Consider the following 25278-nt stretch of genomic DNA (forward strand, 5'->3'; position numbering starts at 1 on the left):
GAAGCCGAACTAAATGCGAAGCAAAATCCTTAAACGACACATCAGAAAAAAAATTAGACATTTGCAACTGTTTGCCGATCGTATTTGGTATCCGCCCATACTCGGATTTCTTGCGGCCTTGGACAATTTAATTCTTGTCATTCCAAACGATGGGCTTCTGATCTCAAGTTCCATGCTCACCCCAAGAAAATGGCTTGTCCTTGCCATCAATGTCACAATTGGATCGACTCTTGGGGCGCTCGCACTCATTATAGTGGTGAAATCGCAAGGTCTACCTTGGATTCTCGAGGTTTATCCCGGCGTTGACCAAAGCCAGATCTGGCTCTGGTCTCTTGACTTTTTTCAGAGATACGGCATGCTCCTTGTTTTCTTTGTCGCTCTCACTCCAATTGCGCAGCAACCAGCCCTGATATTGGCAAGTCTTGCTCAATCATCAACGCAAGAACTGTGCTTCGTGATATTTTCTGGTAGACTCATTAAGTTTATTTTTTTGGCATATCTCGCCTCCCACACGCCAAAGTTAATCAGTAAATTGTGGGGTGTACAAAGAGAACTAAAAGACTTCGACAGTTTGAATGGGACGGAAGAAATGCAAAAACGAAAAGGACCAAAGGAAGTTCGCGACGATGGCTAAACTCAAACATTTTTCCTTGGGCGTTCTGTGCCTTGTTATATTTGTTTTAAACACAATCATATTCGGTGGCCTTATCTGCATTTTCGTCCCCGTTAAACTCCTTTCTGCCACACTGAGTTTCAGGAATTGGGTGTCAGCAAGAATGGTCCAGCTTGCGGAGACATGGATCAGCGTGAACTCCTTGTTTATGAAAAAAATCCACCATGTTCAGTGGGATGTCTCGGGAATCGAAAATCTCAGTTTCGACAAATCTTACCTGATTAGTGCAAATCATCAGTCTTGGGTTGACATTCCAGTTCTTCAGGAAATTTTTAATCGAAGGATCCCCTTCATACGATTCTTTCTTAAGAGTCAACTCCTCTATGTTCCCATTCTGGGCGGAGCCTGGTGGGCTCTTGATTTTCCATTTATGAAAAGACACTCTCGTCAGTATTTATCTCGGCATCCCGAAAAGCGAGGGGAGGATTTTAAAACAATACGAAAAACCTGCGCGAAATTTAAGAATACACCGACGTCAATTTTGAATTTTCTTGAGGGGACAAGATTCACTAGGACTAAGCATGAAGAGCAAAAATCTAACTATCAGAATCTCCTAAATCCAAAAGTGGGAGGACTTGCATTTGTGTTGAACGTCATGGGAGAGCAGTTTGATTCGCTTCTTGACGTCACAATATTTTACCCAAATGGGACTCCAAATCTCTGGGATCTTCTTTCAGGTAAATTGCAGAAAATTGCGGTTAGAGTGGAGCGGTGGCCAATTCCACCAGAATTGACGAACTCCCATCATTTAAAAACCGAAAAAAATCGCAAACTGATGCACGAATGGATCAGAGAAATTTGGGCAAACAAGGATCGCCAGCTCAAATTGATGGCTAAGTGAAGTGGCGCAGGCTACCAAGTTAATTTCGGCGTGGCGTGATCACGTCAATATCCAAGCGCAACACGCCCTCAAGACTTACCTCTTCGTTTAAATTCAAAACGCCCTGTTCGACTTTGTAGTAATCCTTTGGAATTTCCTGAACAGATCCGTTTTTGTAAACCAAGCGAATCCTCCAAACCCATTCCGTCAGAGGATCAATAGCCAACTGATAGCTATGACTGACCCAGTTGACAACTAAATCCAGAACAAAGCCGAGAGACTCCTCATAAGAGCTGAGGCAGACTGGAAAAACACGCGAATTTCCATCTCCCAACAAAGTTCCCAATTGCCTGTAGCGATAGGCTGGATCAATATATTGGCTTTCCGGTTTGCAATCTGGATCACCCGGTGGAACAACGAATTGCGCAACAAAAAATCTATTGGCAAATGCCGTTGTCAAGCGATTCGCCGTCTCGGAAATGATCGTCGCATTGTCGGCAATCATTCCTGATTTCACCCAGGAACCGACACGAGCATTGTATTGCGTTGATGGTTGAATTTTGTAACCCTGATCTCGCCGACAACTGGCTTGATCAAGATTATGACCACTTACTGCGCAGGAGGTCAACAAACCCTGTATATTATCAGTGGAGCACATTTGAGGCGAATCGTATATCTTACCTGAGCACTTCGCGCGTGGTGCCAGGTTGTTGCATTCGTTATAACACTGTCCTTGAACCATGAAAAGCTCACTGGTTCCGCTATTCGATAAAAAATGGACAACGGCACTGTTCCACTCATCTGTCGAACACTGAGTTTTTCCTAATTCACAGGTAGACGGATTTGCGACATTCAAGGTTTTATTTCGAATGGAATGGGAACAGGTGTAGAGACAATCTCGAATGTTTTCAACTGTAGCCCCTCCGCCCAAATGGTTCGCCGCCAGTTGTTTTAGATTCTCATCAGACATACAGCTAACCTCTCCCGCACTTCCGTTTTGTGTGGGGTTTACTCCATTGCAATGATAGATACTTCGGTCGTTCAATGCCAAATTTCGCCAAGGGTAAGTTGGAGCAGGACACTTAACATCGCACTCGAATATGTCTTCTGGATCAATGTAGGCCGGAGACTTCGAATCAGCAAACTCTCTCTGAGTTGCACTGCAGGTCTGGCTGCAATTGGATGGCCTTTCAGTCAAATTTGCCGACCTTAACGAATTGCCGTCGGTCACGCAACTGTGGCGACAACTTTCAATATGGCTCGCATCCAGTCCCACAAGGGCAGCTGTCGAATTACTTTCAGCGGGATTACAAGGCCGAAAACCCTCTGTTTCGCCATTTGCAGAGCATGTCCCGCCAGCGTAGTCAGCAGCAAGAACTGACTTCTCCGTCGATATTTCGTTCTTACAAAACACCATGCAAGAATCAGGAACGAGCCCATAGGGTCTAAGATCAGCGGGAATGGTCGCCAAAACCTGATCACAACTGACCGCCGTGCCAGCTTCATTATTGACCTCACAATAGCCATTTATTGGATTGCCTCCGTTTTTATTGTAGACTCGGCTGGCCGATTCAGCTTGGGGGAGGTTGTCCACCAATGTGTATCTGCGATAACTCACCCATTCTTTTCTCTGTTTAATTTTATAGTTATAGTTTCGTCGGTGTCGACTGTATCGATATTCTATCTTCCAGGTTTCTACGGGCGTCGTTGATTGATACTTGATGGATTCCGTCACCTGCCTGTAGGAATAGCTCAAGTGATTCTCTCGGTTTGGCAAATAGTCCATCTCGTAGCTGTACTGGCATCCTTGGTCACCTGGCTGACAGGCCACACTCGTTGGATCTGCTAGCTCCTTGCGCACTTCCTGCACTTCCTCCTTGAGACAAGAGTTGAGGTTACTTGCATCATCCTCATTTGCAGCGATAATAAACGCCTGATAGGCTTGGGAATTCCTATTTGCCTCAGCAACGCGAAGAACTGAGCACAGTCCCTGTTCTTGATCATCACCAGAAGTCCCTATTCCAGCAATCGAGCTTGAATAGGAATCCGTAAAATCGGCAAACTGTTGGTCAGTCATATCGGACCAAAACGAGAGTGGCAATCTCCCCGCAGAGTGCGATTGAGAGATAGAATAGCGTTTGACATTCCAATAGGAAGTTGATGGAAGAAGGCTTCCAATTTGTGAAAGCGGAAGCTCAATCCAGTCCGTACCGTTCTGATATCGAACAAGTTCAGACATGGAAACTGACGATTTGTCACCCGTTAAGCTTTGGGTTGTTGTGTAAAGTGACATGTTCCCAGAAAATCCTCGAAGTCGACTTGTAACCGTCTGAAAGGCTTCTGCCACATGATTGTGTATCGGTTTCATTGAATTGGAATTATCAAGAATTGTCGAGACCTCAATTGATGGCCGACTTTCTTTTTGTTCCGGATCCAGCGAAATGTGTCTGAGTTCGCCAATAATACCCGCCTTGATCAATTCGTCGCTCGATTCAAACCCCACTCGCGAACAGTTCTGAAATACCAAGCCAACAAATACTGTCAAAGAAAGAATACCGATGATCATCCTAGCTATCATTTTTGAATCCATCATGCCCCACTACTCCCAATGCCGCTGTGCCCATCATTTCTCAGATTACAGTCCCATAACAATTGTATCTGATACTCTTCCAATTGTCTCAATACCAATATCTCGGAGTCTCAAAATAAGCCGCTGAATAGTGGGAGCGCAGGCTATTTTATCATTCACCCCTCACGAGTATCGTTGAAGCGACTTCTGAAATGACTCATTTTGAGTCTAGGAAAAGAATGTCGAAGAAGATCCTTTTCAAAATCTCCGATTCAGATTGCGTTGGCTAAACAAATAGACCAGATGGACTTCACTAGTTTGCGAAAAGGTTCTCCGATTGCAATCAAAGGAACTCCGACCAATGAAAATGCCAGGTATAAACAAAGAGTCCAAAAATCTACCCATAAACGCCGGTACCATGGTTGAAGTTTTCGCATGAGCCAAAGTCGCAAAATCAGAGAAAAGGCAAAAGCTCCCAGCTGAGTCCACCAAAATAGTCGCCAATTGGATTTTGAAAAAAGATCCGATATCGCTTGCAGGAATTCCCTATCGACGACCCCGTTGAGAATATTCACGACAGGTTTAGAAAGCTCCTCAAATTTCTTTTTCATCTCATCAATTTGTTGAAATCCTTTCTCCATTGAACCCTTAAGATCTTCAACGACTTGCTCACGAGTAGTGGATTTCGGAACTTCTTCCGTGGCATAAACTGAGGACGAACCGATAGTCGCAAGTAAAAAAGGAAAAATGAAAATATAACAGCGAGAAAAAAAGGAACAAATGAGGGAACGATCGCAAAAAAAATAACGCATACGCATATTCTCCAAATGACTATTGACTGAATATCAGATTCATCCAAAATTTACACCTTCCTCGCCATTTTCTGAGTAATTTTTTGGCTCTAAAAATGTGCAAACAAAATGAACGAGAATATTCGCCAAATCCGGCAGGAGAATAGATATGAAAAAGGCTAACATTTTGTGCTCTGCTCTGTTCCTTTCTCTTTCATTTGGGGCTTTTGATATTTTTGCCCTCGAAGCAACATCCAATGTCAAATTTAAGGGAGATCTTCGATTTCGAAATGAACTGATCAAGGAGGAAAACAAAAAAGATCGCTTGCGGCAGCGACTGCGAGGGCGCCTCGGATTTGAATCTAATGCCAATGAGTCCATCGAAGTGGGTGGCCAACTGGCAACAAGCGAAGGCAACAAAGCAGCTTCTACAAATGCAACTCTTGGTGGGCCAGAAAGTACCGGGATGAAAAAAGATCTCGCTTACATAGATACATTTTATTTCAAATGGAAGGCATCTGAAGCTCTTTCTGTGACTGGCGGAAAATTCAATAATCCTTTTTACAGACCTGGCGGAAGTGAAATGATTTGGGATAGTGATCTCACTCCTGAAGGATTGGCACTTGCCTATTCCTGCCAATGTTCAGATTCCTTTGCCTGGTTTGCCAAAGGCGGCGGGTTTTGGTCAAAAGAATACGACCAAGAGGCAGATGAAGTCCTGGGTGCGGCACAAATTGGAGCCAAAGCAAAAGTGGGTGATTTTGATCTCACCATCGGTTCTTCCTACTATGACTTTGCTCAGACCGACAGAGCCCCAGACGACCCCATCTACAATGGACCACACACCGTGCCAGTTGACCTAAAGGGATATCAACTCTTAAATCTATTCTTTGATGTGAGCCTGAATCTGGGCGATCATCCCATTCTGTTTTATCTTGATTTTGTTTCTAACCGAAAGGTCGATGACGATAACACAGGCTACACTTTAGGAGTGAAGTACAACAGGGCAAAAGAAGTCGGCTCCTGGGATATCGAACTTTACCATCGAGAACTCCAGCCGAGCGCAGTGATCGCCAACATCGCAGACGGAGATATTGGTTCCAGCGATGTTGAGGCCACTCGCTTCACGGCAAATTACATGCTGGCTCAAAATTCTTTGACTCGTGTTTCATTTCTGACCAATCAATTGAACGCAAGCACTAGCACCAAAACCAAAACTGACACGGTTCAGTGGGATTTTGTTTTTAGCTTTTGATTTTTCTGATATTTGCGCTTTATCTCAATGTGAAATTTTGTCAAATAAATGATCACCCATTAGATCCTGACACTTTTTAACTGTAGTAACTGCCCGAGATCAACATTGATCTCGCATCCTCTTTGCAAAGTACATTGTTTGGGGGATGTTCTCATATGAAACAGATCATTGGAATTTTCTCGTTGGCTGTGATTGCAATATTTTTTCAAAACTGTGATCCCTACCATTCTGACTTAAAGGGTTTGAGTTCCAGCTCAAATGGATTCCACAGTGGTGCCACCCTGGACGTAGATCAAAACCTGCAGAATCAATCTTTAGCCATTCTCAGTGCCAAATGCGCCAGTTGCCATGGCAGCGGAGCTTCTGGTGGAGTTTCGCAAATACTCAACGTGACCCATTTGATCGAGGTTCAATTGGTCGTACCTGGAAATCCCACTCAAGGTCGTCTGATCGGTTCAATTGCAGACGGAAGTATGCCGATCGGCACGGTTGTCTCTAGCACAGAATTGACGACTCTAAGAAATTGGATCAGTTCGATGAAGTGGGTAGGCACTCCACCACCATCAAATCCCCCCTCATCTCCCCTACCAGCAGGTAAAGTCGTGAGAGCAGACAGTGTATTACACGGCAAGGCTATCACCATCCTCAATATCAACTGTGCTGGCTGCCACCAAGGAGCTGCTGAAGGTGGAATTTCCAATATTCTCGATATCAATCGTTTGACAGCCTCAGGACTTCTCACTCCTGGAGATCCAACAAAAGGACGATTGATGGGTTCAATCAATGACGGAACCATGCCAAAGGGAAATGGAGCAAATGTCATTTCAGGTGATTTATCCATTCTAAAAAACTGGATTAGCTCCATGACCATTGTGAATGAAAATCCAAATTTACCTCCGCTTCCTGCTCGCGCCGCCCTGATGCCCACTTTCGCCGGAGTCAATGCCCACGTCATTCAGCCTAAATGTGTAGGATGTCATGGCCCCGTTGTTGCCAAAGATAATTTAAATTTTTCGACATACAATGCTGTAAAATCTCAGGCATCGAAAATACTCAGCGAATGCAAATCGGATAAAATGCCGATAGCTCCATATCCCTTTTTGACCACTGATGAACTCTCCGCTCTGCAGGCGTGGATTGATAGTGGTGCGTTAAACAACTAGTGCCTTTCTTCCATTTTTATAGGCTTCAAGGCTGCAAGTGGATGAGCGAATCGAGAATTATTTTCAGTCCCATTTCCATTCCCATCTTGACTTGCTTAAAGTGAAAACTGGGCTCCCATTCCCGTTCATCTTGCAATAGATCACTGACAGCGAATATAGCAGCGGCCGATACCTCTCGGTATTTGGCCACGGCAAAAAAGGCTGATGCTTCCATTTCAACTGTCAGAATTCCAGCCTCGCGATAATAGCGCAACTCCTCTTGAGTTTCTCTGTAAGGACTATCAATCGTCCATGAACTCCCTTTGACAAAAACCACCCCTAAGCGACGACAACTCTCCTCGAGTCGATTCATGAGAACTGGATCTGCCTTCGCTCTGTCAGCTGGTGCTAAGTAGTGATGAGAGGCCCCTTCATCACGGATTGATTCTTCACAAATAACCAATTCACCCAATTTTAGCTTTGGCGAAATTCCTCCAGCCATTCCTAACGACACAAATTGGCGCACTCCAAATGCGGTCAGCTCCTCCACTTTAGCTGCGACAGCAGCCGCTCCGATTCCAAATCCACTCAGGTAAGCAATTCTCAAGCCGCTAGCTTTGAAAAAGCCAAGCTTGCCTCCCAGAAAGGGGCGAACAAGGATGTCATGCTTGGAATCGATTTTCTTTTCAAATCCCGGTGAATAGATGAAAATCACAGCATCAGGTGGATCATAATCCATTCGACCCTGCTTCTTCATATATTCGATCATTTTTTCAGGATTCACCCACCCCGGAAGCCGCCACTTTTCCGGGTAATGCGGAAACGACATTTAGGACATCTCTTTGAGGAACTGATGCAAATCGGACTGTATTTTTGCAAGTCGAGAATTCAACTCTTCGACGACCCCATCGAGATGATCAAGGCTGTTTGACTTTCCAGCGCTTTCAATCTGTTGCGCCAAGAGAGCCGCCTCGTTAGCGTAGAAATTTCGTAGACTCCCTTTTAACCGATGAGCAGCCTCTTCAACGGGTTTTGCCTTTTTCTCTTTCAAGCCGGCTCGGATTTTAAATATTAATTTTGGCCAATCGTCCTCAAAGAGACTAAGTAAGCTGGAAAAAAGCTCTTTGTCTCCTTCAATAAGACTCATAAATGACTCACGATCAAAACTCACCGCTTACCTCAAACCAAGACTGCTGAAGAGATCAATTCAAAGTCTGTAATACCAAATCATAACGGAACCTGCCGGCACTTACCAGCAAATTTTTAACCTACGAAGGCGAGGCCTGTAAGAGCTCAAGAGCACGAGGAAATACAAGCCAGTTGTCAGTTTCCATGAGTTCTCTGAAGGACTCTACCCAGACGGGGTCAGAATTCAAACAAGGAACTAATTTGAGTTCTTCCCCGCCGAGGGATCGAAATAGCTCTCTCGTTCGAATTCCAATTTCCTCTAGGGTTTCGAGACAATCTGAAACAAACGACGGGCAGGTGACGAGAAGTCTCTTAACGCCTTTCTCTGCGAGCCTCTTTAGCTCGACCTCAAGACTTGGGTCTATCCATTTGGCTCGTCCCAATCGGCTTTGAAAAGCAATGGAAGACTGCTCTGTGGGGTGACCCAGCTCTTTTAAAAGCAATCGAGTTGTTTCAAAACACTGCGCTCTGTAGCACAACCAATTGTCTTGTCTCAAATTGGCACAGCACTTTTCATCAAAATTACAAACTCTCTTGAGATCCTGCCTCTTTGTTAGATGCCGCTCAGGCAGACCATGATAGCTAAAGAGCAGATGATCTGGCCGAAAATTATCTTTTTCCATTTTTATGATTTTGGTCGTCGCCCGAATAAAGCCAGAAAACCAAAAAAAATGGGGAAGGCATTTTACTGTTTCCGGGTTCCAATGCAAGCCCCTCAGTTCTTCTTTGACCTTAAGCAAACCCGTTGTGGTCGATGAATCCGCAAATTGAGGGTACAAAGGCAAAATATAAAGTTCGCGGATGTCGGCCTGTTGAAATTCAAGGAGAGCCTGGCGAATAGATGGCTCCCCGTATCTCATCCCTAAACTAACAAGCCAACCAGAGTCCATTTCTCTGCGCAGTGCCTTGAGCAGGGCCAGACTATGAAGCAAAAGCGGTGATCCCTCTGTTCTCCAAATCTGGCGATACGCATGGGCACTCTTATAGCGACGGCGCGGAACAATGATCACGTTCACAAAAAACCATCGAAGAAGCGCTGGCACATCAATGACCAGGGGATCCATCAGGAACTCACGCAAATACCGACCCACAGCCTTCGGCTCCGCAGCGCTTGGCGTGCCGAGATTGATAAGCAGCAATCCCTTTTTCATTTGGTTCCTCGCTGAGATAAAATCTCATTTGAAATATTGAGACTTTTCTCAATCAATCCCGCAATGCCGATCTTTCCAAGATAATTGCCCGTCAAAAATAAACTGGCAGGCAAATGCAGCTCTGACAAAAAGGATTCCAAATAAAGATCATAAATGGGAAGAGCCTCTTTCCAAATAAAAATATTCTGGGACAAAGGTTGTGATCTCCTTCCAAACAGTCTGGCTCGATCTTCTAAAATTTTCTTGAGTATTTCAGCTTCGCTCAATTCAATCGCTTCTGGCTTCACCGCTCCTCCCAAAATCCAAGTTTCAGAACTTACAGAACTACGACCTGGAAAAATGCAGGTTGGAATGAGCACTCCCAAAGAATTGGCCCTTTCACTTTCGCTGAAGAGACAGCCAAAGCCCTTCAAGGCTGTGTCTCCCTTTGAAAAAAACAAAGTTGCTGAGATCACCGGCACCATGCGAATCTGTTCCAATCCTTTTGAGAGAACGGGAAAGACAGCTTTTGTGATTCGGGCTGCTTGAGCCGCCGAAGTCGCTAGCACGTGGGGAGTTTTTCCATCCTCCCATAATTCCCACCGGTAGGTAGATCCCGTAAAAATCTCTACCCCTAAGGCTCGAGTCCTCTCCTCTAAGGCCCGAATGAGCGCTCCCATGCCTCCGAGAGGAGCCACTGTTCCGCGCAAAGATGGCTTAGGATGTTTGGGCCGACCAAATAGGGGACCCAAAACCAACGAAGCACTCAGCTCTCTCGAACGCGAAGCATAGATTCCTAAAAGTGCAGGCCCCAGTAATTTCTCATCCACCCATGGACCAAACCAACGAGTGAGCCACCCGGTAACGGTTTCTCCTGAAGTAGGAGCTATTCGATCTTTCCCTCGAATTCGATACCACAATAGCTTTGAAAGGAAGCTAAAGCTTTCAATTAGCGAAAATGGCCAACGCCTGGCCTTGTTACCTACGTAAACATATCGGGAACGCGCCGAGGGAAGTGTCCCTACAAGAGGCACACCCAAGCGCTGACAGAGGTTTTCTACGATTCTAGAATTGAGAATCCCGTTCGCTGCTGACTCGGATATTCCAAATTCACTGCGATAAGTGCCGATAAGACCGCCGACGGCATCCTTCTCTTCGTAAAGCTTGACTGAAAATCCAGCTTCAACAAGTCCAAGAGCGGCTGTCAGACCAGAAATACCACCCCCAATAACTACCACCTTAGGTTTGCTCATCACATGGCCTGCGAAAAAACCTTAGTGCTCGGTTTTTGCTGGCGCAATCGAAGATCCAAAGCCATGCAAGCATTTCGCAAAAATGGCATCCCAAGATGAGTTATTTTGAGAATTCCACTCTCAAGGCTAACAATTGAGTCATCTATCATTGCAGAAAGAAAGTGACGAACATCTTTCTCTTGTTCCCTATTGTGCATAGCAACTTCTCCCCGAGTCATAAACAGCAGAATCTGCTCCCTCTGCCTGAGATCTTCCTCGCTCAATAGATGCCCCCGAAAAGTTGCTAAAGTTCCACCCGCAATCTTTCGCTCATAGACATTAAGAACCTTTTCATTTTGATGAAAACAGCTCGGAGATTCTGAAATAGCACTCACTCCAAGACCTAAGAGCACAGAAGTGCGTTTGTCCGTGTAGCCCATGAAATTACGATGCAAATCTTTTGAGGCTTGAGCCTTCGCGAGAGCATCAGATGGTAGCGCAAAATGATCCATACCAATTTCAACATAGCCAGCCTCGAGAAGAATTTCCCTGGCTATTTCATAAAGTTCGCGTTTTTGGGCCCCGGCGGGAAGATCTTCGTCCTTAAACAGTCTCTGAGCCGGTTTTATCCATGGCACGAGAGCAAAACTATAAAGGGCAATGCGATCAGGTCTCAAATCCACAGTTTTCAAAGCCATTGCTCGAATAGATTCAGGCGTCTGCATGGGCAATCCATAAATCAAATCAAAATTAATTGAATTGTACCCCAATGATCGAGCCAACTCATACACGCCCTTCGTCATTTCATAAGGCTGAATGCGATTCACAAGTCGCTGAGTCTCAGGATTAAAATCTTGAATTCCAAGACTGATTCTTCGAAAACCAATTCTGTGAAGTTCGGACAACTGCTCTTTGGTCGCTCTCCTTGGGTCGACCTCAATTCCCGCTTCAAAATCGCCCCTCCGAAATTTGACTTTATCAAGAATGGGCTGAACAAGGCGAACCAAATTTTGAGCCGAAAAAAAAGTGGGCGAGCCTCCACCTAAATGAATCTCACGCAACGGATGAGAAAGAAATTCTGGTACCCTCTCCAGATACATAGAAAATTCTCGATGCAATTGCCCAATGTAAGGATCTTCTTTGTCATGATTTTTTGTAATCGAAGTGTTGCACCCGCAAAAAGTGCAAAGCGATTCGCAAAAAGGCATATGAATATAAAGACTCCAGGGGACCTCGGCACCTTGAGAAAAACCCTGTCTCAGGGAACTGACCCACTGCTCTGAAGTCGGAGAATCTGTCCAATACGGTACTGTAGGATAACTCGTATAGCGAGGCGCAGGCACGTCATATTTTTGCAGAAGTTCAGAATACTTCATTTGAAAACCTCCCTCACCCGTCGAACAAATTCGCGCACGTTCTCTTCTGGAGTTGCTGGCAATATACCATGTCCGAGACCGCACACCCAACCCGCCCTCATCTCAGGGCTCATCTCAAGAAAAGGCGCCAGGAACTCATCAAGACGCTTCGAAAAACAATCAGATCTCGAAAATAAAAGAGACTGATCAAAATTACCTTGTATAAAACCGATCTGACTCAGGCCAAACAATGAAGATAACTCCCATCGGTGATCAAATCCAAACCCAGCTAGCGTAACTTCAGACTCAAGAATTGGCAGAAGATGGGCCTTTTGAGTGTGGTGACTGTAATATCCCAGCTGACCAGGAAAGCGTTTAGCCAAACTGATAATTCCCGGCGCGACTCCCTGAGAAAACAGAAAAGGAGACAACTCTCCCGCCGCTGTGTCCAAGACCATGACCACTTCCGCACCGCCATCGAGCTGTAATTCAATATTCTTTTCAAGGAAGGAAAGAATAATTTCATTAAATCTCGGGAACAGGTGCCAAAGAGATTTGGCTTCCCCCAAACCTCCCTTGTGGCTCCCCTCAACGGCGTAACCAAACAAAGTCCAAGGTCCGCCCACAAAACCAATCAGGCTTTTGTCGGACGGCAGTCGAGCACGGGTGGCCCGAAGCGCCTCGCGCTGAAACTCCATAGCACCGATGGCATCGTCGACAGGCAAGAGTTTGCCGATTGTCTTCTCGCTCAGCCTCCATTCCAACTGCGGACCGGGTGAATAGGTCAGGCCCATTCCCAGAGCTTCCAAGGGAAACAATAGATCGCTGAACAAAATAGAAATATCAAAGTCAAAATCCTCTATCGGTCCCATCGCCGTTTCGGCTGCAAGTTCTGGAATTTTACACAGTTCCATGAAGGAATATTTTTCTTTTAGCTTTTGGTAATGAGAATGATACCTTCCCGCCTGCCTCATCATCCAAATAGGGGGAATCTCCTGAGGAATCCTAGCCAATGCGTTGGTAAACCGCTTATTTGCCATTGTGTTCTCCTTCAATCAGCCACTGATATCCAACCCCTCTTACTGAGCGAATTAATTCTGATCCTCGAGGGCCGAGCGACTGACGAATTCTCAATATTACGTTATCTACAGTTCTATTGGTTGGGAACTTGTCATGCCCCCAAACGCCTTCGATAATGTCATCACGGCTCACTACGGCCGGACTTTTATCTATAAGCATTTTCAATACTTGAAAATCTTTGAGGGGAAGATGCTCTTTTTGAGCCTGAGCTCGCTCAATCACCATTCCATCAAAATCAATGACGATGTCTCCTAACTCTAACCGCCTGAGAGTGCTGTGATCGCTCAAAACATGCCGAATACGCATCAATAGCTCTTTGAGATGAAAGGGCTTTGGAATATATTCTTCAGCGCCTAGTTCATAAGCTTCGAGTCGACTCTCTGCCGAATTCTGGGCTGTCACAAAAATAAAGGGATAGGGTCTCATCTTTCGAATCTCACGAGCAAAATCAAACCCCGATCCATCAGGAAGACCCACATCTAAAATAACAAGATGAAATTCTTCGCAGCGAACAAGATCACGAGCAAGAAGCAAATTGTCCGCCCATTTGACTTCAAAGCCTTCCCGAATGAGACGCTCTTGAAGAGACTGTCCCAATGTTTGATCATCTTCGATCAAGAGTAGTCTTTTCATAAAAGACTTCCAGGCAGGTGCAGCGTCACACAAAAACCTCCGCCCGACTCAGGAGAATTTGAAAAACTCACACGACCGCCCATTCGCTTTACCAAAACGACAACTGAATAAAGGCCCACACCGCTCCCGCTCGAAGGATTGTGACGCTCAAAAAGACTGCCTAGATTCGCCAAATCCCCACCAAATCCCTTACCCGTATCGGATACCCTTACCTCGATGAGACTGGAATCAATTCTCTTTACCGAAATTGAAATGTTTTTTGCTCGCCCATGAACCTGAGCATTCTGAATCAAATTTCCAAAGATACTATCAAGAGCGCGACGATCAGCCCGAACTACGGCATCCTGGTTGAGATCTATTTTTAGGTTGGGCCAATTCTCCCTATAGGATTCAATCAATTGTCGCAAACTCAAATTCTCAATAAAAAATTGCAGATCTTTTTGGCTCGCCAGAAAGAGAGAGTTCTCCAACTGCAACTGCAAGCGAACAACGTCTGAATCAAGACGATTGATCGCCGGAATATCACCAACTTCCTCACGCAAAATATCTGTCTGAAGCCGTAAGCTTGCCAATGCCGTCTTCACATCGTGAGAAAAAGTCGCCAAAAACTGTCGCAAGCTTTGTGATTGAAATCTTTCTCTTGAAATGAGAAAAATAAGCGTGATTCCTCCCCCAAACAAAAACACCATCCACGCAAGGCCCTCCCAAATCAACATGTTCTTCTGACGTAATGCTATCTCCTGTTTGAAGATTTCGTGGTTCTCCAATTGAGTCAAAAAACTTGTGCCCAGATAAAACCACCAAACAGCCATAGCAACAGTACAGCAAATCCATCCGACGGCGAGGGCAATCTTCCAGTTCGACCTCTTCTTCAAAAAACCATTAACCATACATTTCCTGTGTCACCTCAACGAACACCTCAAAAGCCTTATCCAAGGCGAGTCCTTGGTGAGCCCAAGACATAAACCCCACTTCAAAGGCACTGGGAGGCAAATAGACCCCACGATTCAAACAACCATGAAAGAATTTTGAGAATTGGGTCGCATGACCCGCAGCGAAATCTTTCACCGATCTCACTGGCCTATCTGCGAGAGGATGAAACCAAATAAGGGAAGCATAGTTGGTGACTCTCCAAGGCCTATCAATCCTTTCAAATTCCGAATTGAGCTGCTGGCAAAATTTTGAGGTAAAATCATTCAATTTTCCCAATAACTGACCTTGCTCAATCTTCTTTAAAGTCGCAAGTCCTGCAACCATTCCCACTGGATTCGCACTCAAGGTTCCTGCCTGATAAACTGGGCCGTTTGGAGCGACCAAATCCAGCAAATCTTTACGTCCTGCATAACACCCCACAGGAAACCCGCCACCTATGACTTTTCCGTAAGTGACAAGGTCAGGACGAATACCAAGGCGCTCTGCCATTCCGCCGATAGCAATTCTAAAGCCGCTGATAACTTCATCAAAAATAACGAGAGCACCATGTCGACGACCCAGATCCACCACTTTTCGAAGAAATTCATCTCTTTGAATCAGAAGACCAAAGTTTGCGGGAAGAGGCTCAATGATAACGGCTGCAATTTCAGAACCCGAACGATCAAAAACTTTTTCCACTGCACTTTCGTCATCAAGTGGACAAATCAACGTCGTCTCGGCAATTTCTCGAGGAACCCCCGCACTGTCACTGGCCACATCTCCTGCCAATCCGCTCCCAGCTTTCACGAGCATGCTATCCACATGCCCATGATAACAACCTTCAAATTTCAAAATTTTAGATCTACCCGTAGCTGCTCGCGCAAGCCTTATGGCGCTCATTACGGCCTCAGTTCCCGAACAAACAAAACGAAGTTTTTCGGCCCAAGGCACTTTGGCCTGGATCCACTCAGCTAACTCCAATGAATAGGGCTCGCAAGTCCCCAAGGTCCATACGCGCGAAATAATCTTCTCAACTTCTGATGCGACATCAGGATCACGGTGACCAAGAATATTTGGGCCAAAGCTCTGGCAAAAGTCGATATATCTCTTGCCTTCGACAGATTCAAGATAAGCTCCTTCCGCAAATCGAAAGAAAAGGGGCTCTCCACCTACACTCTTTCCTGATCTGACAGGGCTATGAACCCCTCCAGGTGCCACCTTTAACGAACGATCATACAAAAACAAGGAAGTTGTCGGATCAGCCATTTAACTCTCTCCTATGAGGGTCATGTGTCGCCAATTTTCAAAATCGAGGAAGACCCGCAATCTATCTGATGGGAGCAACTTCGCAAGGATTTTATATGTGTTACCTGGACCACAACCATGATGGCCCTGAGAAAGAATCTCCGGATACAACTCAAGGGCTCGCTGGAAACTGCTTCCGCTCATCCAAAAAAAATGAGTTTTTCCTCTGATATCTGGAGGAGGGGTGATCGGATGCAATTGGTATGTCGGAACCATTTCCATTTCACCTTCTTCGTAGCCCTCCAAATGAGAAAGCTTAACCCATTTAAAGTCAGCACCAGCCATCGATTCGATCATCGGCTTTTCCTGTTCACCCATCGCTTCGGCACACCCATTTACCCATACGTCCCGCTTGGCGAGCTCCTGCCAAGACCGTAATCCACTGATCCAAAGGGCCCTAAATGGTAGTTTCTCCCATTCCCTAGGAAAACTCTCTGCACGAGAAATCCAGACTCCGACTGAAGACGCTCTCTCTTCGATCTTCGCTTCACTGAGGTCTCTCTTGGCAATTCGAGAAAACCAGCGCGCTTCTGTCGGTTGATTAGGAAAAATTTTTTCCGGCTCGGCTCTCCACTTGGCCGGAAGAGGTTCATCAAGAATCTGTCTCGAATCCAAAATCTGCCCTTGATCTGTCAAACCCCGTAAAAACTCAACCCGGCCGTAAGGACGATTTAAAATGGAAATCCCAATTTTTTGGTGGCATCCTCCTCCATACCCCGCCAAAATGCGCCTTTCTTCTGAAACCGCCTGAAAAGTAGCTTCGCATTGAATGGATTTAAGCAATGTTCTCAAATCCTCGCGACTTTCGAGAATCTCTATTGCCAAAGCACCTTGAGCTGCCGCCGCCGGGTTCAGAGCCAGAGGCAACACACACCAATGGCAGTGCAGCAAAACATCTCGAACATATCTTTGAGTCTCAGCAAACTCATCTTCCGGTGCCTCAAGAAGGCGATCGACAGCCGCCTTCGCCAAAATAAGGCCATCAGCCTCGCTCTCCAGCAATTTCTTGAGTCGAGTCGGAATATTTCCTCGGACTGCAACAAACTCCAACTCGGGGTGCCCGGGAAGAAGTGGGGGTAGACTCGCCGCCAAATTGTGAACCCGACGAGGCGATGAAGACAAAATATCTAATTTGGATTTCTTTCTAGATGTTTTCTTTAAAAACAACAGATCTCGAAGGTCAGCGCGTGGCAGGGTCGCGACCACTTTGACCCCAGGCTTCTCCTCGATTGGGAGATCCTTCCAGGAATGGACAACAAGGTCAGATTTTCCAGAAATAAGATCTTCATAAAAATCCTGAGTGAAAAGACCTTTTGCGGGAAATTTATCGATCGCCAAATCCAAACGCAAATCGCCAAAAGAGGATTTAAAATTAAACTCTACGACCAACTCTGGGTGAATTTTTTTAAGGGCCCGCGCGACCATATAGGATTGGATACGCGCCAAATCACTTTGGCGCGACGCAATTCTTAGGCGCATAAGTCGTCCCAACCAAAGGGACGGTTGCGAACAGACTTTCGCAGTTCATTTAAAACGACCTGAATTCGATTTCGTGCCCCAGCTAAGGCAATCTCGGTCTGCCGCCTATTTTCTTCTATCGCAACAAAAAACTCTTGCAATCCAACGACCGGAACGGAGCCCTTGAGTGGATCTTTGTCACTCTCTCCCCTCAAATCCAATACCAGTCGCAGATCCGGAAATCGACTCGCTGACCATTTATGGAACCAATCACTTTGCACCGGCGCTGCGACCACCAAGGCCTGAGATAGAAAAGGCCCATTGCTCTCCATTTGTACCAGATTTGAAAAAGGAAACTCCTTACTCAAGAGCTGTGCCTTTGTGAGACAACGAACAAAAACATTGACCTCTTTGTCCAAATCCCTCTTCGCAAACCAAGGCAGAATATCTAAGACAAGGCGACCCGAGCCCAACAAAGCCAGTTGAGAAAATGGGGCCAAATGCTTTCTGGCCAAACTTCCGTAGCTTTGGCCTCCCAGGCCAACGAGATGCTCCTGCCGAATGGCTTTTACCTCTCTAATTAGCTGCACCATCAAGCAACGCACAGACCAGTGCCCTTCCCGCCTCCTTATAACTTCATCATAAAAATCCTTAAATTGACCAAAAACTTCAGTTTCACCAATTAACGGCGAGTGAAGTCCACTGACAATCTCCAGTAAAAACTGATAAGCTTCATCGTCCCTGTAGACTTCCCCTGGCAACTGAGAAAGACGGGCTCCATCCATATCAACTTCTGATGAGTGCGCGATCGCAATATGTCTCAGGCAAGTTGTCCATACTTCCCAAGGGGAAGCAGGAGAAATCCAGTTAACGGAGGGCCTCTGCTGATGGAGAACAATCAATCCTGAATGCATAGAGGATCATCATATCGTGAAAGGACTAGACTTTTGTCACGCCTATGTCACAAAGCAAATCAGTTCGACATCTGTTGCTCCTAATTGAAAACGAAAATCAACTCTATCTCAGAATCTCACTGCAAATGGGGCCCTCTCAACTCAAAAAATGGATAAATCTATTGGGGGAACCTTTCTCTCGACTTAAGTCTTTGATCAAAAAAAAATTTGTCTCAGCGAGATCTACTCCGTCTCATCATGGTACAATTTCAATATGAAACGCGTGGGATTTTTATCTGTTATTTTTGGGTGCTCCCTTGTGGGCGCCGCTTGCTCTAGCCTCTCTCCAAAACCTCATTCCTCTGAAAAGTTCGCCACAACTAAGCCGTCTCGCCACGCCTTTCTAAATCTCTTCTCAAAATTTCTCAATAATCCGTCGGTGTCGGGATTAAATGGCATCAGAGAATATATGGCTAGCTCGGATGGCGAGGGTGACAAATACTTAATAGCCTACAAAACACAGCGCCGATTTGCAGACAAGTTCTTTGCTCAAATTGTAGCCAATGTTGAAAAGGGCGACGTTTCAACAGTACGTGCCCTGCTCTATTTGGCCTATGACCTAGGAGAAGAGAACATGGACGCTGAATCTCGCTCCATCTCGTCGGAACTCATCAATGTCGAAAAGGGAAAGAACTTAAGAACAGTAAAATCTGCCGAATATCTCCTGGGGGTGCACATTTCTTACAACCACCCTCAACTTCTGCTCAAAGCGATTTCACAAGAAATGGCTTCCGAAAAAAAGGCGAACTCCTACGCCAGAAAAATAGCAGAATTTGGTCTTGATGACGAGCTATTCAAGCCTCTATGCCCAAACTGTCCCACCTACCCTGTTTCCTTTCAGGAGCAAAAATATCGAAGACTCACCTCTCCCCTTGCCACAGAGTCCAGTGAATCGAAGGTTCAAGATTACTTTCGAAAGTCTCGTCTTGCTAAGGTCAACGAAACTCCCGTTCTACAGCTGCGCCGTTTGATTTTTGAACCCAAGGATAGTCGTATTGAGGAGTTAAGAGAGGCGTGCTACCCCAAGTCTAGTCCCTCCTCTCAGAAGCCAGACATCAGAGATCTTGGAGATATGGTAAATCAAAAAATTGTAGAATCTCTCAACAAGGGCGATGTCGAGGTCGCTCGAGCCTTGGTGCTCGTTTCAAATGAGCGTTGTTGGAACGAAATAGACAACATTGATGGTCCGCAACCATGGCTGGCCACCATTCTGATCTGTTACCGTCCTGACATTTTTGTTCAGGCCAGCGCTCTAGAGAGTCCGACTGAAATTTTCTTTGAAAAGATAATGAAATTCAATTCTCCACAGGCGCTCATGAACTGCACCGGACAGGCAGCTGGATCAGGAGATATTCAACAGATTCGTTTAGAAAAAATCAAATCAGTTGAAGCAATAACTCCTATGGAAAAGCGCATTGTCGACTATATAGTGAAAAATTTCAGTGCTTCCGAGATCCAAAATCAAAGCTCCGACCAAGAACAAAACATCGAAAATAACATCAAAAATTAAGAAATAAAATCAATCTTGACATGACCCTTTTTGAGCACAACTTTGGGTTGTGGTGGTCGCTTGAGTTTTATCAAACCTAAGGAGGTACTTATGAAAACTGGGCTAACAAAGTGGAATGATCGTGCTTCACTGTGGGACTTGTTTGGTGACGTTGATGCTTTTTTCGGCAACGGTTTCTTGTCTGATAAGGGTGTGAATCCTCAATTTGGTTTTCAGCCCGCTGTCAACATCGTAGAGAGCGATAGCAGTTATCTTATCAGCGCTGATTTGCCTGGACTGACAAGGGATGATATCCACGTTGATTTGAATGACGGAATCCTCAGTGTGAGTGGCGAGCGCCGTGAGGAGAAGGAAGTCACTGAGAAGAGTTTCCGGCGCTTTGAGAAACGTTATGGGAAGTTTGTTCGTAGCTTCCGACTTCCTGAAAACGTGCGATCTGACGCAATAGAAGCCAAGTATGAGAATGGCGTTTTGGAAGTTCAGGTTCCTAAGGCGGAGCGGGCGGTGCCCAAAAAGATTGAAGTCAAATCTTAGTTGGGACCGGCTGGGTCGGCGGGCTTGGTTCGCGAGGGTCCGTTGTTTTCTAAATCCACACAAATATGGCGGAAGTGGGAAACCACTCCCGCCGTTGTTTGTCGTTTGTTTCTATGGAGACGCTCAACGAAAAAAGAGGAAGTAGTAGAGAAGTGGGCAGGTTGTCCAAAATACGACCTGCGCTAAAAATCCGAGGGTCTTTTCCCAAGATGCGCTTGTATCCGGTAACATGGGATCCTGTTTTCGAAAGAGATGCATGAAAACTCTTTCTTCAAGGTGATTTATCATTAGTCCCCAAACGCCGACATAGAGAAAGTGAAAACCCAAAACGACTACCAATTTTTGACCCATATCTACGGGTGGCTTTGGATAGTACTTTGACCACCATATCATCACTAAAAAAATAACAAAGGCAAAATACTTTAGAACGAGAACGGGCCAATATTTTATTTTTCGCCACATTCTGGCCCACGATACATCTACCATTCGAGAAGTTAAGATATACCTAATCAGAGTATTCTCCGAAAAAAGTTCGGGTCTATCTCTACAGATAGCTTCAAGCACCAATAGATTTCCCGATAAAGCAGATGGAATCCTAAACTTCACGCCGTTTTTCAAATGTATGATAAATCCGCTAAAAAACCGCGGCGATGAGGTTAAGATCGATACCTTTTTGATGTTTTTGAATGCTATTTCATGTTCAGATTTTAGATCATCAACAATCAATCGATTTGGATCAAGCCAATAACGCGATCTTATTTGAGGTCGAATGAATAAAATAAGATAAATAAAAGAAGCCAAAGGTAAAGAGGAGACCGTGAGGAGCCGAATCACGGTAGTTTGAATACTGTCCCCAAGAAATTTACCCAAGTGAGCGCTGAAAATAAATATTTCGGACAGAAAACAAATAGCAAGCGCAAAATAATACAGGCGAAAGGAGGCTCGTCGATATTCAAGAGTTTTTTCCATTACATTACCGATCGCAACCTAAAAAATTCCTATGATTTAGAGATTCTGCAAACATCAAAATCCTATTGCACAATCACCTCTACCGCCCTAAATAGAGATTCCCACAAATAGACATATTTGGAAGTCCAAAAATGAGCGAATCCCCCCTATTTCTCCCTTTTGGTCCCGATTCCCCCCTATTCCTTAGCCCTGTTGAGCTCCTGCTAAGCCCAAAAAACACCGGACCTGCTTGAAAGGCGAGCAACTGTCAGGCCCTTGAACCTGTATAAATACTGGCATTTTTGACTTTTGGGGCCTCACTTCAATAGTTTGACACCAAAATCTTAAAAATGTCTGACGAAGTTTTAGACAGGTCGAGGCCTCACCAACTGTTTTTTGCCATTCCCAGCTGGCTCATCTTTTGAAATAGAAGTGTGTATCAGGAGGCTATATCGAATGGGACTGGGTCTTCAAAGGATTGATAAACAAAGGGAATCTGTTTCCTCACGGATTAAGAGGAACCTAGGTTTTTTTGGATAAGAAATGATCCATACTAAAGTCAAAACTTAGCGGGAAATTCATTAATTTGCCCTCGCCATAGTCCGATAACTTTCGTGTCGTTCGGCACTTGAACAACGAAAGGGAGTCGACATGGATCTATTGCGCCGGTATCAAAAGCCAGGTGGATTTCTGCAGCTCGTTCAACTCATAGAAACCTGTGGACCGCAAAAACAGCAGCAACTGCTTACAAGCATCGAAAAAGAAAGTCTCGAGTGGGCAAACGAAGTAAGAGCTAAAATTCTAACTATCAACAGAATTTTTAGCTGGGACGAACAAACCTTGGCCGAGTTGATGTCCCGAGTGCAGGAACTCACTTTGTCAATTGCAGTTCATGGCATAGCTCCGGAAGTCTGGGAGAGATCGACCAAAAGCTTGTCCCATGGCCAACGTCGAAGAATAGACGATCTTTCAAAAACAAAGGCCCCTTCTCCAGCCGAAATTGCTATGGCATTCACAAAAATAATAGTAGAAATCCGAGAAATGATCTCACTTGGATACCTTCACCTCACAAAGGTTGATCCTGGATTAGTGATAGAAACTGATATCGAAGACAAACTTGGAAAGAGGGGAAACGGATCTGTCCAGCCTTCTGGCCATTCAATGAGTTCTGCGGCAAAAAGCTCTTCTTCAAACTCGATGCACATGCAAGCGACCCCTCCATCTTCTTCCTCATCTGCCCACAGCAGCCTATCTCGTGACGAAATATTGACTCCCGCTTCGGGATCTCTCTCTGAGTTGGGCACAGAGGTTGCGAAACTGCGCAAAGACAATCTCGAGCTCAAAAAGGAGGCGCAGTCTTTGGCAAATGAAGTCAACCAACTTCGAACAATCCTTGCACAAGTGAGAAAGACAGTTGCCTAAAAACGCGTAAACTGGCCTGCTTGATGGTTGTTCCAAAATGCAAGGCGGCCCTTGCTGAACCAAATCTCAGGAGTTCAGGATCTTCTCCAATTTTTTAATGGGGGCAAGTTCACTTCATAGCAGCTGGGAGAGGCAAATACCTCGCCAACTCAAGGGATTTAGGCCAGCCTCAGCAACATCCTCGTGAGCCAGATTATATGAGTCTCAGTCAATCTCAAATTTGCGAGAGCGCATCTCGTACTTTTTCGGTGCGACGGGGGTCCATCGTTGGCCTATAATCAGCGGCCCTCTCTTGACAATCACCGATACTGCATCGTTCACAGCTTTCTCCCGTTTGTCGAACTGGAAGTTTTGGATCTTGTGAATAAGAGATGGCTTCGCGAAATTTATCGTTGATCAAGACACCCACCGTCACGGCAGCCATCTCGCCTTTTGGTAGGTCCTTACGAAAAGCCATTGACCACGCCAGGTAGCGACTGCCGGTCCCAGTAAATTGAGAAATCTGACAGCCCAATGCAAAGTTTTCGACCTCACCTACTTGGAGTTTTTCTAAGATCTGAGTCGTCACCCAACGACGGCAATAATGCTCATCGCTTGAAACCGGATGAGGCGCATGCTGCTCAGCAAGGTGGAGCTGCCTAGCCACATGATAGCACTTACGGGTTTGATCATATTCAAGACGCAACAAAAACAACTGATCAATGCCGATCTCTCGGGGTATAATTTGCGTGAGGCGATGGAAAACACTCTCTACGGGACAAGGATATTTAAGAATAAATCCGGTCATTGCTTGAACGTCAAATTTAGGTTGTGAAAACAAAAGCCTCAGTTGATCCGCAAATTCTTTTTGAGGAACTAAAAGTGCACTTGCGAAATAAGAAGCAGAGAAATGATTGAACAATTGATGAAAAGAGTCGAGAGAATGAATCCAACTGCTCGATGGACGATCCTTAAGGCCCAGGTACCCAAAACCCAGCTCACGCGCAAGAATTAAACAACGCTCTTTACCACCCAAGGCGACGTGAATAAATAACCTCTGCCTCCCACCCTTCTTTTTAACATGATAGAGAATATGACTGAGGCTTGGATTGATAGACCCAAAATCCACATAATCGACATCCGTGGAATAATCTCTCCTCAGCAATTCTTGTAGATCTCCAGCAACGCGTTCCTCCGCCGCCAAGGTATCAAGGCCGTGAGTTCTTCGGAAATCTTCCGCCTTTTCTTCGAGGTTAGGAAAGAAGTTCTGATGCATATCCAAATACGCCCTCAAGGTCGCATAATAGAAATCATCAATGGAGATATTGTGAGCTCTCGCAATTTCGAACAGAGTCCCAATCAAGGCTCCCATTTTCTTTGGACGCTCCGAGAGAAGTTCAAAGACTGATTGAGCTGGAATTCCAAAAATATCGAAGGGCATACCCGTCAATATATTTCGTTCCAATAGATCAGTAATTAAACTCAACTCTCGCTTTAATTTGACAGAAATCAGCTCCTCATAAGACTCGCCGAGCGCATTCGCAAGAATCATGACCTTATCATTTTTTGGATATTTCTTACCCTTTTCAATTTCATTCAAATAGGAGGGAGAAAGACCCGTCAGCTCTGCAAGCTCTTTTAGGGACATGCCCCTATCCAAACGCAGACCCCGCATTTTCAGTCCAAAAATGTACTTAAGTGTATCCTGATCGAGCAACATGGGCTGCAACATAGTCCCTGGTCAAAATTTTTCCAACTCTTCCTTCGCGAAATTAGCCGTTCAATCGAAATAACTAATTGCGTCATAAAGTCAGAGGGAAGGACTCCCTTGCCCCTTATGCGTCTGCCGTCGGCATAACGCCTACTCGTAAACCCTCAACCTCGTAAAGGGTCTTGCCATCGCATATCAAAACTCCCTTACCAACTCCCATAAAAAGCGGACTCGTTTTAACTCTAGAGAGTTCAACTCGATACAAAACTTCCTTATTTTCGGGAAGGACTTGACCGGAAAACCGCACGTCCTTTGCTCCCAAAGCACGCCCGCGCCCCTTGGCTCCAAGCCAACCGAGGTAGAATCCCAGCAACTGCCACAATGCATCAAGCCCCAAGCACCCAGGCATAACCGGATCTTTCTTGAAGTGACAGGCGAAAAACCACAGACTCGGGTCAATAGCCAACCGAGCCTCGATAACTCCCTTACCAGCTGCCCCGCCCTTTGGATCAATGTCAGTCACTTCATCAAACATCAGCATCGGAGGAGAAGGCAAAGGAGGAAATGAAATCCCATGCATCAATCCCTCTCCACACTTCAAAAGCTGTTCCTTTGAGTAAGTGAAAAGCCGATCACTTGGAACTCCAGGTGGAAGTTCTCTTGTCCGGATGACTTCGT

The 25278-nt window shown here is 45.4% G+C and carries 23 protein-coding genes; 7 read left to right on the plus strand and 16 right to left on the minus strand.

The window, feature by feature from the left end:
- Positions 1-13: 13 nt before the first annotated feature.
- A complete protein-coding gene (locus tag IPL83_11925; GenBank protein ID MBK9039849.1) occupies positions 14-634 on the plus strand; it encodes a hypothetical protein in 621 nt (206 codons plus the stop codon).
- A complete protein-coding gene (locus tag IPL83_11930) occupies positions 627-1514 on the plus strand; it encodes an acyltransferase (GenBank protein ID MBK9039850.1) in 888 nt (295 codons plus the stop codon). Before IPL83_11925 ends, IPL83_11930 begins: the two co-directional genes overlap by 8 nt.
- Positions 1515-1533: 19 nt before the next feature.
- On the opposite strand, the gene IPL83_11935 is transcribed toward IPL83_11930, so the two are convergent.
- Positions 1534-4086: a hypothetical protein gene (locus IPL83_11935; GenBank protein MBK9039851.1), complete on the minus strand. Its 2553-nt coding sequence runs from the start codon at positions 4084-4086 to the stop codon at positions 1534-1536.
- Positions 4087-4334: 248 nt separating this feature from the next.
- Entirely contained in the window at positions 4335-4874 is a 540-nt protein-coding gene (locus tag IPL83_11940; protein MBK9039852.1) for a hypothetical protein, read from the minus strand.
- A 148-nt stretch (positions 4875-5022) separates the two neighbouring features.
- Here IPL83_11940 and IPL83_11945 point away from each other — a divergent pair, with 148 nt between their 5' ends.
- Together IPL83_11945 and IPL83_11950 are read left to right on the plus strand one after the other, a co-directional pair.
- Complete coding sequence (locus IPL83_11945; protein MBK9039853.1) at positions 5023-6108, plus strand: putative porin; 1086 nt, start codon at positions 5023-5025, stop codon at positions 6106-6108.
- A gap of 155 nt (positions 6109-6263) precedes the next feature.
- Complete coding sequence (locus IPL83_11950) at positions 6264-7271, plus strand: hypothetical protein (protein ID MBK9039854.1); 1008 nt, start codon at positions 6264-6266, stop codon at positions 7269-7271.
- Between the two features lie 25 nt (positions 7272-7296).
- On the opposite strand, the gene IPL83_11955 is transcribed toward IPL83_11950, so the two are convergent.
- The 11 genes from IPL83_11955 to IPL83_12005 form a co-directional block, all read right to left on the minus strand.
- The gene (locus tag IPL83_11955) at positions 7297-8079 is read right to left on the minus strand and encodes a nucleoside phosphorylase (GenBank protein MBK9039855.1); all 783 of its coding nucleotides are present in this window, start codon (positions 8077-8079) and stop codon (positions 7297-7299) included.
- Complete coding sequence (locus IPL83_11960) at positions 8080-8421, minus strand: Hpt domain-containing protein (protein MBK9039856.1); 342 nt, start codon at positions 8419-8421, stop codon at positions 8080-8082.
- A gap of 97 nt (positions 8422-8518) precedes the next feature.
- On the minus strand, positions 8519-9589 hold the full coding sequence (gene hemH, locus IPL83_11965) for a ferrochelatase (GenBank protein ID MBK9039857.1): 1071 nt from the start codon (positions 9587-9589) through the stop codon (positions 8519-8521).
- Positions 9586-10821, minus strand: coding sequence for an FAD-dependent oxidoreductase (locus IPL83_11970; GenBank protein MBK9039858.1), 1236 nt, complete (start codon positions 10819-10821; stop codon positions 9586-9588). The genes hemH and IPL83_11970 overlap by 4 nt, the downstream gene beginning before the upstream one ends.
- Complete coding sequence (hemN, locus tag IPL83_11975) at positions 10821-12176, minus strand: oxygen-independent coproporphyrinogen III oxidase (protein ID MBK9039859.1); 1356 nt, start codon at positions 12174-12176, stop codon at positions 10821-10823. The genes IPL83_11970 and hemN overlap by 1 nt, the downstream gene beginning before the upstream one ends.
- Positions 12173-13195 (minus strand): uroporphyrinogen decarboxylase, encoded by a 1023-nt coding sequence (locus IPL83_11980; GenBank protein ID MBK9039860.1) that lies wholly within the window; start codon positions 13193-13195, stop codon positions 12173-12175. The genes hemN and IPL83_11980 overlap by 4 nt, the downstream gene beginning before the upstream one ends.
- A complete protein-coding gene (locus tag IPL83_11985; GenBank protein MBK9039861.1) occupies positions 13185-13868 on the minus strand; it encodes a response regulator transcription factor in 684 nt (227 codons plus the stop codon). The genes IPL83_11980 and IPL83_11985 overlap by 11 nt, the downstream gene beginning before the upstream one ends.
- Complete coding sequence (locus IPL83_11990; GenBank protein ID MBK9039862.1) at positions 13865-14758, minus strand: HAMP domain-containing histidine kinase; 894 nt, start codon at positions 14756-14758, stop codon at positions 13865-13867. The genes IPL83_11985 and IPL83_11990 overlap by 4 nt, the downstream gene beginning before the upstream one ends.
- Entirely contained in the window at positions 14751-16046 is a 1296-nt protein-coding gene (locus tag IPL83_11995) for a glutamate-1-semialdehyde 2,1-aminomutase (protein MBK9039863.1), read from the minus strand. Before IPL83_11995 ends, IPL83_11990 begins: the two co-directional genes overlap by 8 nt.
- Positions 16047-17564 (minus strand): hydroxymethylbilane synthase, encoded by a 1518-nt coding sequence (gene hemC, locus IPL83_12000; GenBank protein ID MBK9039864.1) that lies wholly within the window; start codon positions 17562-17564, stop codon positions 16047-16049. It lies immediately after the preceding gene.
- Positions 17555-18457 (minus strand): hypothetical protein, encoded by a 903-nt coding sequence (locus IPL83_12005; GenBank protein MBK9039865.1) that lies wholly within the window; start codon positions 18455-18457, stop codon positions 17555-17557. Before IPL83_12005 ends, hemC begins: the two co-directional genes overlap by 10 nt.
- Positions 18458-18710: 253 nt before the next feature.
- Here IPL83_12005 and IPL83_12010 point away from each other — a divergent pair, with 253 nt between their 5' ends.
- Together IPL83_12010 and IPL83_12015 are read left to right on the plus strand one after the other, a co-directional pair.
- Positions 18711-20006 (plus strand): hypothetical protein, encoded by a 1296-nt coding sequence (locus IPL83_12010; GenBank protein MBK9039866.1) that lies wholly within the window; start codon positions 18711-18713, stop codon positions 20004-20006.
- A gap of 90 nt (positions 20007-20096) precedes the next feature.
- Positions 20097-20540 (plus strand): Hsp20/alpha crystallin family protein, encoded by a 444-nt coding sequence (locus IPL83_12015; GenBank protein ID MBK9039867.1) that lies wholly within the window; start codon positions 20097-20099, stop codon positions 20538-20540.
- 123 nt (positions 20541-20663) lie between these two features.
- On the opposite strand, the gene IPL83_12020 is transcribed toward IPL83_12015, so the two are convergent.
- Positions 20664-21509, minus strand: coding sequence for a hypothetical protein (locus IPL83_12020; protein ID MBK9039868.1), 846 nt, complete (start codon positions 21507-21509; stop codon positions 20664-20666).
- A 630-nt stretch (positions 21510-22139) separates the two neighbouring features.
- Between IPL83_12020 and IPL83_12025 the strand changes: the two genes are divergently transcribed.
- Positions 22140-22910 (plus strand): hypothetical protein, encoded by a 771-nt coding sequence (locus IPL83_12025; GenBank protein MBK9039869.1) that lies wholly within the window; start codon positions 22140-22142, stop codon positions 22908-22910.
- A 214-nt stretch (positions 22911-23124) separates the two neighbouring features.
- Here IPL83_12025 and IPL83_12030 read toward each other — a convergent pair whose 3' ends face one another.
- Both IPL83_12030 and fabA read right to left on the minus strand, forming a co-directional pair.
- Positions 23125-24537, minus strand: a complete 1413-nt coding sequence (locus IPL83_12030) for a helix-turn-helix domain-containing protein (GenBank protein ID MBK9039870.1) — start codon at positions 24535-24537, stop codon at positions 23125-23127.
- A gap of 187 nt (positions 24538-24724) precedes the next feature.
- On the minus strand, positions 24725-25180 hold the full coding sequence (fabA, locus tag IPL83_12035; protein ID MBK9039871.1) for a bifunctional 3-hydroxydecanoyl-ACP dehydratase/trans-2-decenoyl-ACP isomerase: 456 nt from the start codon (positions 25178-25180) through the stop codon (positions 24725-24727).
- Between the last annotated feature and the right edge of the window lie 98 nt (positions 25181-25278).

It is taken from the genome of Bdellovibrionales bacterium (assembly GCA_016716765.1).
Taxonomy (GTDB): Bacteria; Bdellovibrionota; Bdellovibrionia; order Bdellovibrionales; family UBA1609; genus JADJVA01.

Excerpts from the sequence above, each read along its gene's own strand:
- IPL83_12025 (MBK9039869.1), top strand. The coding sequence starts at position 22,140 with ATGGATCTATTGCGCCGGTATCAAAAGCCAGGTGGATTTCTGCAGCTC.
- hemN (MBK9039859.1), bottom strand. The coding sequence starts at position 12,176 with ATGAAGTATTCTGAACTTCTGCAAAAATATGACGTGCCTGCGCCTCGC.
- IPL83_12030 (MBK9039870.1), bottom strand. The coding sequence starts at position 24,537 with ATGTCCCTAAAAGAGCTTGCAGAGCTGACGGGTCTTTCTCCCTCCTAT.
- IPL83_11950 (MBK9039854.1), top strand. The coding sequence starts at position 6,264 with ATGAAACAGATCATTGGAATTTTCTCGTTGGCTGTGATTGCAATATTT.
- IPL83_11955 (MBK9039855.1), bottom strand. The coding sequence starts at position 8,079 with ATGTCGTTTCCGCATTACCCGGAAAAGTGGCGGCTTCCGGGGTGGGTG.
- IPL83_12015 (MBK9039867.1), top strand. The coding sequence starts at position 20,097 with ATGAAAACTGGGCTAACAAAGTGGAATGATCGTGCTTCACTGTGGGAC.
- IPL83_11985 (MBK9039861.1), bottom strand. The coding sequence starts at position 13,868 with ATGAAAAGACTACTCTTGATCGAAGATGATCAAACATTGGGACAGTCT.
- IPL83_12005 (MBK9039865.1), bottom strand. The coding sequence starts at position 18,457 with ATGCATTCAGGATTGATTGTTCTCCATCAGCAGAGGCCCTCCGTTAAC.
- fabA (MBK9039871.1), bottom strand. The coding sequence starts at position 25,180 with ATGCATGGGATTTCATTTCCTCCTTTGCCTTCTCCTCCGATGCTGATG.
- IPL83_11940 (MBK9039852.1), bottom strand. The coding sequence starts at position 4,874 with ATGCGTTATTTTTTTTGCGATCGTTCCCTCATTTGTTCCTTTTTTTCT.
- IPL83_11925 (MBK9039849.1), top strand. The coding sequence starts at position 14 with ATGCGAAGCAAAATCCTTAAACGACACATCAGAAAAAAAATTAGACAT.
- IPL83_12020 (MBK9039868.1), bottom strand. The coding sequence starts at position 21,509 with ATGGAAAAAACTCTTGAATATCGACGAGCCTCCTTTCGCCTGTATTAT.
- IPL83_11980 (MBK9039860.1), bottom strand. The coding sequence starts at position 13,195 with ATGGCAAATAAGCGGTTTACCAACGCATTGGCTAGGATTCCTCAGGAG.
- IPL83_11935 (MBK9039851.1), bottom strand. The coding sequence starts at position 4,086 with ATGATGGATTCAAAAATGATAGCTAGGATGATCATCGGTATTCTTTCT.
- IPL83_11930 (MBK9039850.1), top strand. The coding sequence starts at position 627 with ATGGCTAAACTCAAACATTTTTCCTTGGGCGTTCTGTGCCTTGTTATA.
- hemC (MBK9039864.1), bottom strand. The coding sequence starts at position 17,564 with ATGCGCCTAAGAATTGCGTCGCGCCAAAGTGATTTGGCGCGTATCCAA.
- IPL83_11990 (MBK9039862.1), bottom strand. The coding sequence starts at position 14,758 with ATGGTTAATGGTTTTTTGAAGAAGAGGTCGAACTGGAAGATTGCCCTC.
- IPL83_11995 (MBK9039863.1), bottom strand. The coding sequence starts at position 16,046 with ATGGCTGATCCGACAACTTCCTTGTTTTTGTATGATCGTTCGTTAAAG.
- IPL83_11945 (MBK9039853.1), top strand. The coding sequence starts at position 5,023 with ATGAAAAAGGCTAACATTTTGTGCTCTGCTCTGTTCCTTTCTCTTTCA.
- hemH (MBK9039857.1), bottom strand. The coding sequence starts at position 9,589 with ATGAAAAAGGGATTGCTGCTTATCAATCTCGGCACGCCAAGCGCTGCG.
- IPL83_12010 (MBK9039866.1), top strand. The coding sequence starts at position 18,711 with ATGAAACGCGTGGGATTTTTATCTGTTATTTTTGGGTGCTCCCTTGTG.
- IPL83_11970 (MBK9039858.1), bottom strand. The coding sequence starts at position 10,821 with ATGAGCAAACCTAAGGTGGTAGTTATTGGGGGTGGTATTTCTGGTCTG.